This window comes from Massilia sp. ZL223 (assembly GCF_018119395.1).
Lineage (GTDB): Bacteria > Pseudomonadota > Gammaproteobacteria > Burkholderiales > Burkholderiaceae_D > Telluria.
In genome coordinates this window covers 25652-39380 of the sequence record NZ_JAGPWD010000026.1, presented here as the reverse complement: position 1 = coordinate 39380, position 13729 = coordinate 25652, and the positions used below count along the sequence as shown (strand labels likewise).

Sequence of the window (13729 nt, the reverse complement as noted above, 5' to 3'; positions counted from 1 at the left end):
ATGCGTGTTCTTCACGTCCTCGACCATTCGATCCCGCTGCACAGCGGCTATACCTTCCGCACCCGTTCCATCCTGCGCGAACAGCGCGCGCTCGGCTGGGAAACCTTCCATGTCACCGGCGCCAAGCACCAGGGCGGCAACGACCTGCCCGAGGAATCCGCGGACGGCCTGCATTTCTTCCGCACCCCGCGCTCGCGCAGCATCCTGGCGAAGATGCCGGTCCTGAACCAGCTGGAAGTGATCCGCGGCCTGGAGAAGCGCCTGGCCGAGATCATCCCGCGCATCAAGCCCGACGTCCTGCATGCCCATTCCCCCTGCCTGAACGCGATCGCCGCCCTGCGCGCCGGGCGCCGCTTCGGCATTCCCGTGGTGTACGAAGTGCGCGCTTTCTGGGAAGACGCCGCGGTCGACCACGGCACCAGCAGCGAGGGCGGCCTGCGCTATCGCCTGACGCGCGCGCTCGAGACCTATGCCCTGAAGCGCGCCAATGCGGTCACCACCATCTGCGAAGGCCTGCGCGGCGACATCCTCGGGCGCGGCATCCCGGCCGAGAAGGTGACGGTGATCCCGAACGCGGTCGACATCGACAAGTTCGCCGTCGGCGGCCAGCCGGACCTGGAACTCAAGCGCCAGCTCGGCCTGCAGGACAACCGCCTGATCGGCTTCATCGGCTCCTTCTACGCGTATGAAGGCCTGGACGTGCTGCTGCGCGCCGTGCCCGCGCTGTGCGTGCGCGCCCCCGACCTGCGGGTGCTGCTGGTGGGCGGCGGTCCCCAGGACGCCCAGCTGCGCCAGCTGGCGAAGGAACTCGGCATCGGCGACAAAGTGGTGTTCACGGGCCGCGTGCCGCACGATCAGGTACAGCGCTACTACGACCTGCTCGACGTGCTGGTCTACCCGCGCCTGTCGATGCGCCTGACCGACCTGGTCACCCCGCTCAAGCCGCTCGAGGCCATGGCCCAGGGCCGCATCCTGGCCGCTTCCGGGGTCGGCGGACACCGCGAACTGATCACCGACGGCAAGACCGGCATCCTGTTCGCACCCGACGATCCCCAGGCCCTGGCCAGCAAGGTCGGCGATTTGCTCGAAGCCCGGACCGACTGGCCGGCGCTGCGCAAGGCAGGACGGGAATACGTGGAAAACGAGCGCAACTGGCCGGTCAGCGTGGCGCGCTACAAGCAGATCTACGGCCGGGTGACCGGACTGAAAGCGGCCTGAAGGCGAAACCCGCCGCTTTCAGCCAGCAACGCCGCCAGGGGCACTCCCCCAGGCGGCGGCAATGTCAAGGCTGGGCGCCTTGCATTACGGTTTCCCGGGCTTCTGCGCCCTCCGGCGAAATTCCTTGCTCGTTTTCTTGATGCGCTCGACCATCGTTTTATTCAGCGCGCCGAGCATATTCTGGATGACGAACATCGCATTGAAGAGGCTGCGGCTGCGGCACAGCAAGACCTGGGCGCGCTTTTTCAGGACATGCGTCGAACGGTATTCCTGGTTCGGCGTTCCATAGCCGAAATCGACAAGCTTGAAAGACAGGTCTTCAATGACATCTTGCATGGCCAAATGGGTGATGCTCGTCCCCACCGACAACTCCAGGTATTTGTCCTTGCAAAGGATGTTATGGACATGCCAGACCTTTTCACCCGAACTGCCAATGATCGCAGCGACGGTTTCGCTGCCGCACTGGAGCAGGTAGGAAAGTAGCAAACCGTTGCGCGCGGAGTTTTCCAGCTCCGTCTGCAGCGCTGGTGTCGCGTGCTGTTGTCCGGAAGGCAGGGATTTGAGCGCTGCAATAAGGTCCGCGACCTGGTCGGGCTGCGTGATGCGGACCAGGCGAGCCTCGCCGGCTTCCTTGGACAGCAGGCGGATTTGCCGCGACAGGTTATACCGCTTCTTCGAACTGAATTTCTGAAGATATTCGCTGACCGTATCCGGCAGCGGAACCGTATGGCACTCGCGCCAGCCATGCAGGACGTGACAGGACAAGCCTTTGACATCCCGGAATTCACCGATGAGTTCCAGCGGCACGGCCTGCATGGACAAGGCCTGGCAATCCGGATGCCGCTCGAGCAGCTTACTCAGAACGAAGCCGAACAAGCGCTCTTCGACCGGATGCAACAGAGGTACGCTGCCAAGCAGCTGCAATACCTTGATCTTGTACTTGAACAGGCAAATCGAACCGAGGTGCAAGCCAACTTCTTGCTCACCTTTGCGCAAAGGAAGAATACCGACGACGGCTGCATCGCTGCGGCGTCTTACCGTCACCAGCTCCCAGTGCTTTTCCAGATATTGCCCGCTGTTCCTGGACCGTACGAAAGCGGGCATCTGATAAAACTTTTCCGGGCTGCGCCCGGTTTCCAGCATCCGGTTCCAGGCATCGTCCAGTACTGGACATGCAAGGTCCGCCGTGCTGCGGCACACGTCGAAATCGAATTCCTCCTTGAGTTCAGCCGGCAGCGCACGGAGGTCGATCTCGATCGGGAAGTCTCGGTTAGCAATTGGATTGTTCACTGACTGGCTGCCTAAAGGATTCGTCTTGGTGGCTGGGAGCGGTTAACTAAAGGTTATCGTATTGACCCTCGCCATTGTAACCTTGCGTCAGACAAATCCTACATGCATTTTTTTGTGTGTCAGCTGCGCAACATCATAGGGGCGGTACGTGCCCCCTGTTCAGACCAGCACTTCGACCGCTTCGGGGTGGCTGAGAAAATCCTGCGGACTGGCGGAGCGGCCATAGGCCCCGGACTGGAACACCACCACCAGGTCGCCCGCCTCGGCATCCGGCAGGGCCATCTGGTCGGCCAGCAGGTCGAGCGGCGTGCACAGGGGCCCGACGACCGAGACCGGCGTCCCCGCCGGCTGGTCCATGCGGTTGCCGATCGCGACCGGGTAGTTCTTGCGGATCACCTGGCCGAAGTTGCCGGATGCCGCCAGATGGTGGTGCAGGCCGCCGTCGGTGACCAGGAAGACCTGGCCGCGGGAGACCTTGCGTTCGATCACACGCGCGACATACACCCCTGCCTCGCCCACCAGGTAGCGTCCGAGTTCGATCGACAGGCGGGCCTGCGGCAGCGCCTCCCGCACCTGCGGCAGCGCCGCCGCCAGCGCCGCGCCGATCGGGGCCAGGTCGAGCGCCTGCTCGCCGGGGAAATACGGAATGCCGAAGCCGCCGCCCAGGTTCAGGATGCGCACCGGATCGGCGCTGGCCGCGGCCAGGCGCCGGGCCAGCTCCAGGGTCTGGGCCTGCGCCTGGATGATGGCCTCGGCCTTGAGGCTTTGCGAGCCGCTGAAGATATGAAAGCCCAGCACTTCCAGGCCCAGTTCGGCCGCCAGCCCCAGTACGCGCGGCGCGTCCTCGGCGTCGATGCCGAACTGCTTGGCGCCGCCGCCCATGCGCATGCCCGATCCTTTCAGCTCGAAGTCCGGATTGATGCGCAGGACCAGGCGCGGCGCGATGCCGGTCTCCTGCCTGATCTGCGCCAGCGCGCGCAGCTCGCGCTCCGATTCCGCATGCACGCAGGCGCCGGCGGCGACCGCCTGCAGCAGCTCGGCGCCGCGCTTGCCGGGACCGGCAAAGCTGATGCGGGACGGATCGGTGCCGGTATCGAGGGCGACCTTCAGCTCGCCTCCGGAAGCGACGTCGATGCCGTCGACCAGGCCCGCCATGTGCTGCACCAGCGCCGGCATGGGATTGGCCTTCATCGAATAATGCAGGGCGATTTCCTGCGGCAGGTGGCGGCGCACGTGCGCCACGCGCGCGCTCAGGAGCGCGCGGTCATAGGCATAGAAAGGGGTACTGCCGACGCGCTGGGCCAGGCGCGGCAAGGCGATGCCGCCGACCTGCAGGCAGCCGTCGGCGACCGGAAACAGGGTTTGGCTGGCGTGGAGGGGCTTGGACGTCATGCTGGTTGATCGAACAGGGTGAGATAGGGTTCGCGCAGGCTCTTGCGATCGAGCTTGCCGTTCGGGTTGCGCGGGAAGGGCGCATGCGCCAGCACGACGTGCGCCGGCACCATCCAGCTGGGCAGCTGGCGCTGGCACTGGCGCTGCAGGGCGGCGCCGTCCAGGCCCGGCTCGCGCGGCAGGGCCAGCAGCACGATGGCCTGGCCCAGCGCAGGGTGGGGCACGCCGAAGGCGACCGCCTCGGCCACCAGGCCGGTGGCGTACGCCCCCTCCTCGACCTCGGTCGGGCTGACCCGGTAGCCGGACACCTTGATCATGTCGTCGCTGCGCCCGATGAAGTACAGGTAGCCGTCGCGGTCCATGCGCACGGTGTCGCCCGACCACACCGCCATTTCGGTCAGCGGCAGGCCCGGCGGCTGGCCGGGCGCGGGACGGAAGCGCTCGGCGGTACGCGCCGGATCGTTCCAATAGCCCAGCGACACCAGCGCGCCGCGGTGCACCAGCTCGCCCGGCTCGTCCGGCGCGCAGGGCGTGCCGTCCGGGCGCACCACCATCACTTCGGCGTTCGGAATCGCCCGCCCCATCGAGTCGGGGCGGCGGTCCAGCTCCGACGGCGGCAGGTAGGTGGAACGGAAAGCCTCGGTCAGGCCGTACATCAGGAACAGCTCGGCCCGCGGCAGCGCGCGCCGCAGCGCCTCCACCGTGGTGCGCGGCATGGCGCCGCCGGAATTGGTCAGGTAGCGCAGGCTGCAGTCGGCGGGCCAGTCGAGGGCGGCGAGCTGCTGCCACAGCGGCGGCACCGCGGCCAGTCCGGTGATGCGCTCGCCCACCACGGCTTGCAGGATGTCTTTCGGGAACAGATAGTTCATCAGCACCGCGGTGGCGCCGGCCAGGAAGGCGCAGGTCAGCTGGCTCAGGCCGTAGTCGAAGCTGAGCGGCAGCACCGACAGCACGCGGTCGTCCGCACGCAGGTCCAGGTAGGACGCCACGCTCTGCGCGCCAGCCACCATGTTCCGGTGCGACAGCACCACGCCCTTCGGCTTGCCGGTGCTGCCTGACGTGTAGAGGATGGCGGCCATGTCGGCGTCGATGGCGCGCCGCTGCGCCAGCGCATCGGGTGCGGGCGGGGTCTGCGCCGCTTCCCAGCCGTGCACGGCAAACCCGGACGACGGGGCCGGGGCCGATGCCGCGCCGGTGACGAACACACTGCGCAGGTCCGGGCAATCGGCCAGCGCCGCTTCCATCTGCGCCAGGCGCTCGGCCGACGTCACCAGTACGCGCACATTGCAGTCGGCCAGGATGTGGGCCACCTGGGCCGCCTTGAGCTGGGGATTGACCGGCACGAAGACGGCGCCGGCCAGGGACGCGCCGAACATCGCGGCCACGTTCTCGATCCGCTTGTCGAGGTAGACCGCGACCCGTTCGCGGCGCCGCACGCCGGCCGCCAGGAAGGCGCCCGCGGCCAGCTCGACGGCGCCGGCCAGGGCGGCATAGTCGAGGCGGCGGGAACCGTCCACCAGGGCTTGCGCGGAGGGGGAACGGCGGGCGGCGGCGAAGATGAAGTCGTGAATCAGGTCGGCCATGGCAAACAAGGTAAACGCGGCGCGCGCCGCAGCCCGTCATCTTACCATCGGCCGCAGTCCAGGCGCACGGCGACGCCGGTGCGTGGCAATTTTCGGCCGCCGGTTTATACTGGGCCATGCTTGCCGCCATGCGCTCCAATCGTCCCGCCATTCCGCTCGCGCCGGTGCTGTCTCTGGCTTCCTTCCGCCGGGACGGCGGCGCGCGCGCCCTCACTGTGCTCGACGCGGGCGCAGCGCGCCTGGTCACCAGCGGCCGGGTTGCGATTGCCCTGGCCCTGCGCGAGCTGGGCGTCGGTGCCGGCGACAGCGTGCTGCTGCCTGCCTACCACAGCGCCTCGATGGTGCCGCCGGTGCTGTGGCGCGGCGCCCTGCCCCTGTTCTACCGCGTCGGTCCGGATGGCCAGGCCGACCTGGACGACATCGCCGCCCGCATCGCCCCGCACACGCGGGTGCTGGTGGCGACCCATTTCTTCGGTTTTCCGCAGCCGCTGGCCGCCCTGCGCGCCCTGTGCGACGCGCGCGGCATCGCCCTGCTGGAAGACTGCGCCCACGCTTTCATCGGCGAGCACGAAGGCAGGCCGCTGGGATCCTGGGGCGACTACGCGGCCGCCAGCATCATGAAATTCCTTCCCCTGTACGAGGGCGGCGCCCTGGTCTCGGCGCGCCGCGACCTGTCCGCGCTCAGGCTGCTCCCGGCCGGACCGGGCTTCGAGCTGAAGGCGGCTTTCAACACGCTGGAACGCGGCTTCAGTTTCGGCCGCCTGGGCGCCCTGCGCGCGGCCTTGTGGCTGCCGCTGCGCGCCAAGGACCTGGCCTGGCGCGCGCTCAAGCGCAGCAGGCCGCCGCGCGCCCAGCTGGCCCCGGCGTCTTCCGACAGCGGCTACGGCTTCGACCCGGCCTGGGCCGACAAGCGCGCCTCGCGCTGCACCCGCCTGATCCTCGCCCTGTCGTCGCCGGCGCGGGTGGCGGCGCGCCGCCGTGAGCATTACCTGCGGCTGCAGCAGGCGCTGCAAGGATTGCCCGGCGTGCGGCCGCTGCATGCATCCCTGCCTGAAGGCGTCTGCCCCTGGCTGTTCCCGCTGGTGGCCGAGGACCCGGACGGCCTGGCGCGGCGCCTGCTGGCGGACGGCGTCCCCCTGACCCGCTTCGGCTATCCGCTGTGGGAAGGCATGGACCCGGCGGCATGTACGCACGCCGCCTATCTGTCGCGCCATGTGCTGGGCCTGCCCTGCCACCAGGAACTGGACGACAGCGAAGCCACGTGGCTGGCCGACGCGCTGCGCAGGGCGGCGCTGGCATGAGCAAGCGCATGACCATGAGCTGGACCCTGGCGCCGGCCAGCGAATTCGGCGCCCATCGCGGCGACTGGGCCGCCCTGCACGCCGCCGCCGGCGGCTCCGCCGTGCTTGCCCCGGACTTCGTCGCGCCCCTGCTGGCCGCCTTCGCCGCCGGCCCCGAGCTGCTGGCGACCTGCCGCGGCGACGGGCGCCTGCTGGCCATGGCCGTGCTGGCGCCCTCGCGGCGCGGCGCCTGGGCCAGCTTCCAGCCGGCGCAGGCGCCGGTCGGGCTGTGGCTGCAGCTGCCCGGCCTCGACAGTGGGCTGCTGGTGCGCGCCCTGTTCGGCGCCCTGCCGGGTTTCCCGCTGCTGTGCGCCCTGACCCAGATGGATCCGATGCTGATGCCGCGGCCGTCCGGCGGCCCCGCGCTGGGCACGCTCGACTACATCCGCACCGCGCGCGTGACCCTGTCCGGCGGTTTCGACGCCTACTGGGATGCGCGCGGCAAGAACCTGCGCAGCAACCTCAAGAAGCAGCGCAACCGGCTCGAACGCGAGGGCGTGGCGGGACGCCTGGACATCGCGCGCGCGCCGGGCGCGATGGCCCAGGCCGTGCTCGACTACAGCCGGCTGGAAGGCAGCGGCTGGAAGGCCGGCGCCGGCACCGCGGTGCGCGCCGACGACGCCCAGGGACGCTTCTACCGGGCCATGCTCGAAGCGATGGCCAGCCGCGATGCGGCCAGCGTCTACCGCTATTACCTTGGCCAGGAGCTGGTCGCGATGGACCTGTGCATCGAGGACCGCGACAGCATCGTGGTGCTCAAGACCGCTTACGACGAGAACGCGCCGGCCTGGCTGTCGCCGGCCCTCCTGATGCGCGAGGAAGCGATGCGCGCGCTGTTCGCCTCCGGCCGCTTCGCGCGTCTCGAATTCTATGGCCGCGTCATGGAATGGCACACGCGCTGGACGGAAGAGGTGCGCACTATGTACCATGTCAATCATTATCGCTGGCCTGCGCTGCGGCATCTCCATGCCCTGCGCGAGGCGCGCCGGCGCCGGGCCTCCGGCGCGCCAATCGACGAACAACCATCATGACGTATCTGGACCAAGTCAAAACCATCCTCACCGACGTGCTCGGACTCGGCGCGTCCGGCGCCGCCCTCGGCGCCGACACACCGCTGCTGGGCAGCCTGCCCGAGCTCGACTCGATGGCCGTGGTGAGCCTGATCGGCGCGCTCGAGGAGCATTTCGGCATCGCCATCGACGACGACGACATCAGCGCCAGCACCTTCGCCACCGTCGGCAGCCTGGCCGCCTTCGTCGAAGAACGCGCCGCCTAGATGCCCCGCCCCGCCGCCGCTCCGGCCGAGCCGTTTTTCCTCGACACCGCCGCCGGCCGGCGCTTCTGCCTGTTCCATGCGCCCCAGGGCGCCTGCCGCGGCGCGCTGCTCTATGTCCATCCCTTCGCCGAAGAGATGAACCGGGCGCGCCGCATGGCGGCGCTGCAGGCGCGCGCCTTCGCGGCCCGCGGGGTCGGGGTGCTGCTGCTCGACCTGCACGGCTGCGGCGACAGCGACGGCGATTTCGCCGACGCCGGCTGGGACGGCTGGCTGGCCGACATCGATGCCGGCCGCGCCTGGCTCGAGGCGCGCCTCGGACGCACGGCCGGCCTGTGGGGCCTGCGCCTGGGCGGCCTGCTGGCCCTGCAGGCCGCCCACCGCGCGTCCCGGCCGCCGGAACAGGTGCTGCTGTGGCAGCCGGTGACCGCAGGCCTGGCCCACCTCAACCAGTTCCTGCGCCTGCGCCTGGCGGCCGACATGCTGGCCGGCGGGGCGCATGGCGGCGCGGAGGCCCTGCGCGCCTGCCTGCGGGCCGGCGAGACGATCGAGATCGCCGGCTACGGCCTGACCGAGGCGCTGGCGGGCGGCATGGAGCAAGCCGACGCGGCGCCCCTGTCCCTGCCCTGCCCGGTGCACTGGTTCGAGCTGGCGGCCGAAGCGGGCCGCCCCATGCCGCCGGCGGCCGCGCGCGTCGCCTCCATCTGGCAGGCGCGCGGCGCCCGGGTCCATCAGGAGCTGGTGCAGGGACCGCCGTTCTGGTCCACGCCTGAAGTGGCAGAGGCGCCGGCCCTGGTGCGCGCCAGCCTCGCCTGCTTCGCGGAGGCCGCCCATGCTTGAGCGGGCCCTGGCCTTTGCTTCCGGCGACGCCTGGCTGTACGGGATCGCCAGCCTGCCGGACCAGGCGCCGGGCCACGACCTCGGCGTGCTGATCGTGGTCGGCGGACCGCAATACCGCGCCGGCAGCCACCGGCAGTTCACCCTGCTCGCACGCGACCTGGCGGCGGCCGGCATGCCGGCCCTGCGCTTCGATTACCGGGGCATGGGCGACAGCGACGGCCAGGTTGGCGGCTTCGAGCACGCCGGTGCGGACCTGCGCGCCGCCATCGACCGCTTCCAGCAGGAGGCGCCGTCGGTGAAGCGGGTGGTGCTGTGGGGCCTGTGCGACGGCGCCACCGCCGCCGCGCTGTATGCGCCCCAGGACGGGCGCGTGGCCGGGCTGGCCCTGCTCAATCCATGCTTGAGCGGGCCCTGGCCTTTGCTTCCGGCGACGCCTGGCTGTACGGGATCGCCAGCCTGCCGGACCAGGCGCCGGGCCACGACCTCGGCGTGCTGATCGTGGTCGGCGGACCGCAATACCGCGCCGGCAGCCACCGGCAGTTCACCCTGCTCGCACGCGACCTGGCGGCGGCCGGCATGCCGGCCCTGCGCTTCGATTACCGGGGCATGGGCGACAGCGACGGCCAGGTTGGCGGCTTCGAGCACGCCGGTGCGGACCTGCGCGCCGCCATCGACCGCTTCCAGCAGGAGGCGCCGTCGGTGAAGCGGGTGGTGCTGTGGGGCCTGTGCGACGGCGCCACCGCCGCCGCGCTGTATGCGCCCCAGGACGGGCGCGTGGCCGGGCTGGCCCTGCTCAATCCATGGGTGCGCACGGAACAAGGCGCCGCGCGCGCCGCCGTCCGCCATTACTACCGGGCGCGCCTGTTCGATCCGGGGCTATGGAAAAAGATCGCGAGCGGCCGCTTCGACTGGCGCGCGGCCCTGTCCTCGCTGCGGCGCACGCTGGCGGCCGCGCGCGGCGCGCCGGCGCAAGACGGCGCCGCAGCCGCAGCCGCGCCCGCGGCCCTGCCCGAGCGCATGTACGCGGCGCTGACGCGCTTCGACGGACGGATACTGGTGCTGCTGAGCGGCGCCGACCTGACCGCCCAGGAATTCGCGGACCTGGACAGCGGCCCGGGGCCGTGGCGGCGGCTGCTGGAAGCGCCGCGCGTCACGCGCCACCGCCTGGATGGCGCCGACCATACGCTGTCGCGCCGCGAATGGCAAAGCCAGGCCACGCAATGGACGCGCGCCTGGCTCGGGAAGATGCAGGCGCTCAGCCGGTCTTGATGCCGTGCCGTCCCATCAGGTCGTAGAGGGTCGGGCGGCTGATTCCCAGCACTTCCGAGGCCTTGACGATGTTGCCGTCGACCCGGGCCAGGGCCTTGACGATGGCCTTGTACTCGGCTTCGTCGCGCACCTGGCGCAGGTTGATCGGCTCTTCCACGGCGCCCTCGCCCGGCAGGCCGAGGTCGTCGGCGACGATGGTGTTCCCGTCCGCCATGATCACCGCGCGCTTGATCACGTTCTCCATCTCGCGCACATTGCCCGGCCACTGGTAGGCTTCGATCGCCGCGATCGCGTCCGGCGAGAAGTGCAGCGCCGCGCGTGACTCCTGGGCGCAGAACTTGTTCTTGAAGTGATGCGCCAGCAGCGCGCTGTCGCCTTCGCGGGTACGCAGCGGCGGGATGGTGACCACGATCTCGGACAGGCGGTAATACAAGTCCTCGCGGAAGCGCCCTTGTGCGCACAATTCCTTGAGCTTCTGGTGGGTCGCGCAGACGATGCGCACGTCGACCGGAATCTCCTCATGGCCGCCGATGCGCTCGATCACGCGCTCCTGCAGGAAGCGCAGCAGCTTGGCCTGCAGCGCCATCGGCAGGTCGCCCACCTCGTCGAGGAAGAAGGTGCCGCCGTGGGCCAGTTCGACCTTGCCCTTGGTCTGCTTGGCCGCGCCGGTGAAGGCGCCCTTTTCGTAGCCGAACAGTTCGCTCTCGAGCAGGTTCTCGGGAATCGCGGCGCAGTTGATCGCCATGAAGCGCTCCTTGGAACGCGGCGACAGCTGGTGCACGGCGCGCGCCAGCACTTCCTTGCCGGTGCCCGATTCGCCCAGCAGCATTACCGAGGCCGAGGTCGGAGCCACCTTTTCGATGTTGCGGCAGACCTTGAGCATGCCGGGGTCGCGCGAGATCACGCCGGACAGCGGCGAATCGGCCTGGTTCTGCTGCATGCGGCGGTTCTCCTGCTGCAGATTGTGCAGGAAGAAGGCGCGCTGGATCACCAGGTTCAGCACCTCGGGGTCGACCGGCTTCTGGTGGAAGTCGTAGGCGCCCAGGCCGATCGCCTTGACCGCGTTGCTGTGATCCTGGTTGCCGGTCAGGACGATGACGCGCGTATCCGGCGCCAGCGCCAGGATCTGCTGCAGGGTGGCCAGGCCTTCGGTGGAGCCGTCCGGGTCGGGCGGCAGGCCCAGGTCCATGGTCACCACCGCCGGTTCGTGGCGGCGGATCTGGGCCAGGGCCGCTTCGCGGTCGCCGGCGACGGCGACGTCGTAGGCGTCCAGGCTCCATTTGAGCTGTTTCTGCAGCCCGGGATCGTCTTCGATGATGAGTAGCTTGGGTTTATTCTGTGTCACGTTGTCCTCGGGTTGGTCTCTTCAGGCGGCCTTCGAGGCCTGTTGTGTTTCTTGCTGCGAATTCTGCCTTGCTTCCTGCCGATACAGCGGCAGCGCCACGCGGAAGGTGGTGCCGCGTCCCGGCGAGCTGCTGACCTCCAGGCTGCCGCCCAGTTCATTGATATATTCGCGGCTCTCGAACACGCCGATGCCCATGCCGGCCGACTTGGTCGAGTCGAAGGGCTTGAACAGGCGCTCGCGGATGAATTCCTCGCTCATGCCTTCGCCGGTGTCGACGATCTCGACGACGCCGCCGGCCGCGCTCTCGGCGACGCGCACCGTGACGCTGCCGGTGCGCGGCGTGGCTTCGATCGCGTTCTGGATCAGGTGGCCCACCACGCGCTCCAGGCGCTCGCGCTCGGCCAGCACGCGCAGGCCCCTGGCCTCGATGCGCAGCTGCGGATGCGGCTCGAAGGCCCCCTTCAGCGCCACCGCCTGGCGCACCACGTCCTCGATCGCCAGCACGGCCGGCTTTTCCTGGTTGGTGGTGCGGCTGAGCTTTTGCAGCAGCAGCTTCATCTTCTGCACCGACAGGTCGATGGTTTCCAGCATGTCGGCCTGGAATTCGGGATTGTCCTTGTGGCGCGCGGCGTTGGCGTTCATCAGCGACAGCTGGGCCACCAGGTTCTTCAGGTCGTGCACCACGAAGGTCGACATGCGGTTGAAGGATTCGAACTGGCGCGCCACCGTGAGCGCGTTGGCCGCATCCTGCTGGGCCAGCTGGCTGGCGGCCTGGCTGCCGGCGATCTCGAGCAGGTCGATCACTTCCCAGTTCAGCTCCATCGGGCTGCGCGAGGTCTGCAGCAGCACGAAGCCGAACAGGCGCGCGTGCAGGATCAGCGGCACCACCAGCCAGGCGCGCGGATAGCCGGCCAGCCATTCCGGCAGCACCAGGGCGTCGTACTTGTCGGGCGTCTGCGCGAATTCCTGCACGTCGATCACCCACTGGCTCGATTCCAGGAACTGGCAGAAGGCCGAGTCGGCCGGTTCGGAACTGCTGGCCGCCGGGGCCTGCCAGTGCGCGGCGGGCTCGAAGCGGCCCGATTCGCGGCGCTGCCACAAGACCCCGCCCGGGCTTTCGACCAGGGCGGCGACCGCCTCGATCACGCGCTCGCCCAGGCCCGGTCCCGGTTCGGACAGGGTTCGGGTGAAGCGCAGCCATTCTTCGCGGTAGTCATAGTTATAGCTGTAGAAATGCTTGCTGATGAAGACCTTGAGGCGGGCGCGGAAGCTGCCCGAGAACAGCACCCCGACCAGCACCACCAAGGCCACGAACAGGAAGGCCACCTGCATCACCACGCCCCAGCTGCCGCCGAAGAAGCGCAGGTAGTAGCCGGCCGAGCCCATCGCCAGCAGGTAGATGGCCGAGCCGAACAGCGCGGTCGAGTGGAACATGGCGCGCCGCGACACCGCCAGCGGCGATTCCCACAGCTTGCTGCGGCCCAGCGCGACCACCAGCAGGGGCACGCTGAGCGCGTTGACGACGCCGCGCGCGGCCCAGATGTCCGGGTCGATCTCGCGGAACAGCATGGCGTGGCTGAACAGGTAGAAGTCGTAGGCGAACATGGCGCCGATACCCAGGCAGGCGAACTTGACCGCCCAGCGCTCCTGCAGCGAACGGCTGCGGTAGACCTGTTCGACCAGCAGCAGGCCGGCGATCGCCAGGCCCACGCGCAGGGTCACCGGCACCAGTCCCAGGCCGCTGTGGGCCAGGTCCCAGCGTCCCAGCACCGCCATGCCGAACAGGGCGATGAAGCCCAGCGCGGCCAGGGCCGTGCCCTTGCGCAGGCGCAGCGGCAGGCGGCTGTGGGGATCGCGCACGCGTCCCGCGAGCAGGCCCAGGAACAGCATCCAGGCGGCGTTGCGCAGGATGCCTGCGGCGTCCGAAGCCACCGACCACAGTTCCTCGCGCCAGGCGGCCCAGGCCAGCAGGCCGGCCCACAGGCTGGTAAACAGGCAGGCGGCGGCCAGGGCCGCGCCGTAGGGGCGCGCGCGCCAGCCGGCCAGCATGGGTACGCCGAGGACGAAGAAGCACACGGCCGCCAGGGCGTGGCTGTAGACCGCGATGCTGGTCAGGGAAGTGGCATCCATCTTCAGGCGTTGGCGATCGGGGGACAGTCGGGAAAAGGATCCGGCGGCC

General features: G+C 69.4%; 12 protein-coding genes. 7 read left to right on the top strand and 5 right to left on the bottom strand.

Annotated elements, in window-relative coordinates:
- Entirely contained in the window at window positions 1–1218 is a 1218-nt protein-coding gene (locus KBW95_RS16245) for a TIGR04063 family PEP-CTERM/XrtA system glycosyltransferase (RefSeq protein WP_211528763.1), read from the top strand.
- A gap of 84 nt (window positions 1219–1302) precedes the next feature.
- On the opposite strand, the gene KBW95_RS24880 is transcribed toward KBW95_RS16245, so the two are convergent.
- The 3 genes from KBW95_RS24880 to KBW95_RS16230 all read right to left on the bottom strand — a co-directional run bounded on the left by KBW95_RS24880 (window position 1303) and on the right by KBW95_RS16230 (window position 5483).
- Entirely contained in the window at window positions 1303–2508 is a 1206-nt protein-coding gene (locus tag KBW95_RS24880) for a GNAT family N-acetyltransferase (protein WP_211528762.1), read from the bottom strand.
- Between the two features lie 159 nt (window positions 2509–2667).
- Complete coding sequence (locus tag KBW95_RS16235; protein ID WP_211528761.1) at window positions 2668–3900, bottom strand: pyridoxal-dependent decarboxylase, exosortase A system-associated; 1233 nt, start codon at window positions 3898–3900, stop codon at window positions 2668–2670.
- Window positions 3897–5483: an acyl-CoA ligase (AMP-forming), exosortase A system-associated gene (locus KBW95_RS16230; RefSeq protein WP_211528760.1), complete on the bottom strand. Its 1587-nt coding sequence runs from the start codon at window positions 5481–5483 to the stop codon at window positions 3897–3899. The genes KBW95_RS16235 and KBW95_RS16230 overlap by 4 nt, the downstream gene beginning before the upstream one ends.
- Window positions 5484–5611: 128 nt before the next feature.
- Between KBW95_RS16230 and KBW95_RS16225 the strand changes: the two genes are divergently transcribed.
- Genes KBW95_RS16225 through KBW95_RS16200 form a run of 6 tightly spaced genes read left to right on the top strand, consistent with a single transcriptional unit; the run spans window position 5612 to window position 10205 of the window.
- Window positions 5612–6784, top strand: a complete 1173-nt coding sequence (locus KBW95_RS16225; protein ID WP_229429799.1) for a DegT/DnrJ/EryC1/StrS family aminotransferase — start codon at window positions 5612–5614, stop codon at window positions 6782–6784.
- Window positions 6781–7854 (top strand): GNAT family N-acetyltransferase, encoded by a 1074-nt coding sequence (locus KBW95_RS16220; protein WP_229429798.1) that lies wholly within the window; start codon window positions 6781–6783, stop codon window positions 7852–7854. Before KBW95_RS16225 ends, KBW95_RS16220 begins: the two co-directional genes overlap by 4 nt.
- A complete protein-coding gene (locus KBW95_RS16215; protein WP_211528758.1) occupies window positions 7851–8099 on the top strand; it encodes an acyl carrier protein in 249 nt (82 codons plus the stop codon). The genes KBW95_RS16220 and KBW95_RS16215 overlap by 4 nt, the downstream gene beginning before the upstream one ends.
- Window positions 8100–8936 carry a hydrolase 2, exosortase A system-associated gene (locus tag KBW95_RS16210; RefSeq protein ID WP_211528757.1) on the top strand — a complete coding sequence of 279 codons (837 nt, stop codon included), beginning with the start codon at window positions 8100–8102 and terminating at the stop codon, window positions 8934–8936.
- Window positions 8929–9432 (top strand): hydrolase 1, exosortase A system-associated, encoded by a 504-nt coding sequence (locus tag KBW95_RS16205; RefSeq protein WP_211528756.1) that lies wholly within the window; start codon window positions 8929–8931, stop codon window positions 9430–9432. The genes KBW95_RS16210 and KBW95_RS16205 overlap by 8 nt, the downstream gene beginning before the upstream one ends.
- A complete protein-coding gene (locus KBW95_RS16200; RefSeq protein ID WP_211528755.1) occupies window positions 9333–10205 on the top strand; it encodes a hydrolase 1, exosortase A system-associated in 873 nt (290 codons plus the stop codon). The genes KBW95_RS16205 and KBW95_RS16200 overlap by 100 nt, the downstream gene beginning before the upstream one ends.
- Here KBW95_RS16200 and prsR read toward each other — a convergent pair.
- Window positions 10192–11550 (bottom strand): PEP-CTERM-box response regulator transcription factor, encoded by a 1359-nt coding sequence (gene prsR / locus KBW95_RS16195; RefSeq protein WP_211528754.1) that lies wholly within the window; start codon window positions 11548–11550, stop codon window positions 10192–10194. The two genes, KBW95_RS16200 and prsR, sit on opposite strands and share 14 nt — an antisense overlap.
- Window positions 11551–11571: 21 nt before the next feature.
- A complete protein-coding gene (gene prsK, locus KBW95_RS16190) occupies window positions 11572–13680 on the bottom strand; it encodes an XrtA/PEP-CTERM system histidine kinase PrsK (RefSeq protein WP_211528753.1) in 2109 nt (702 codons plus the stop codon).
- Between the last annotated feature and the right edge of the window lie 49 nt (window positions 13681–13729).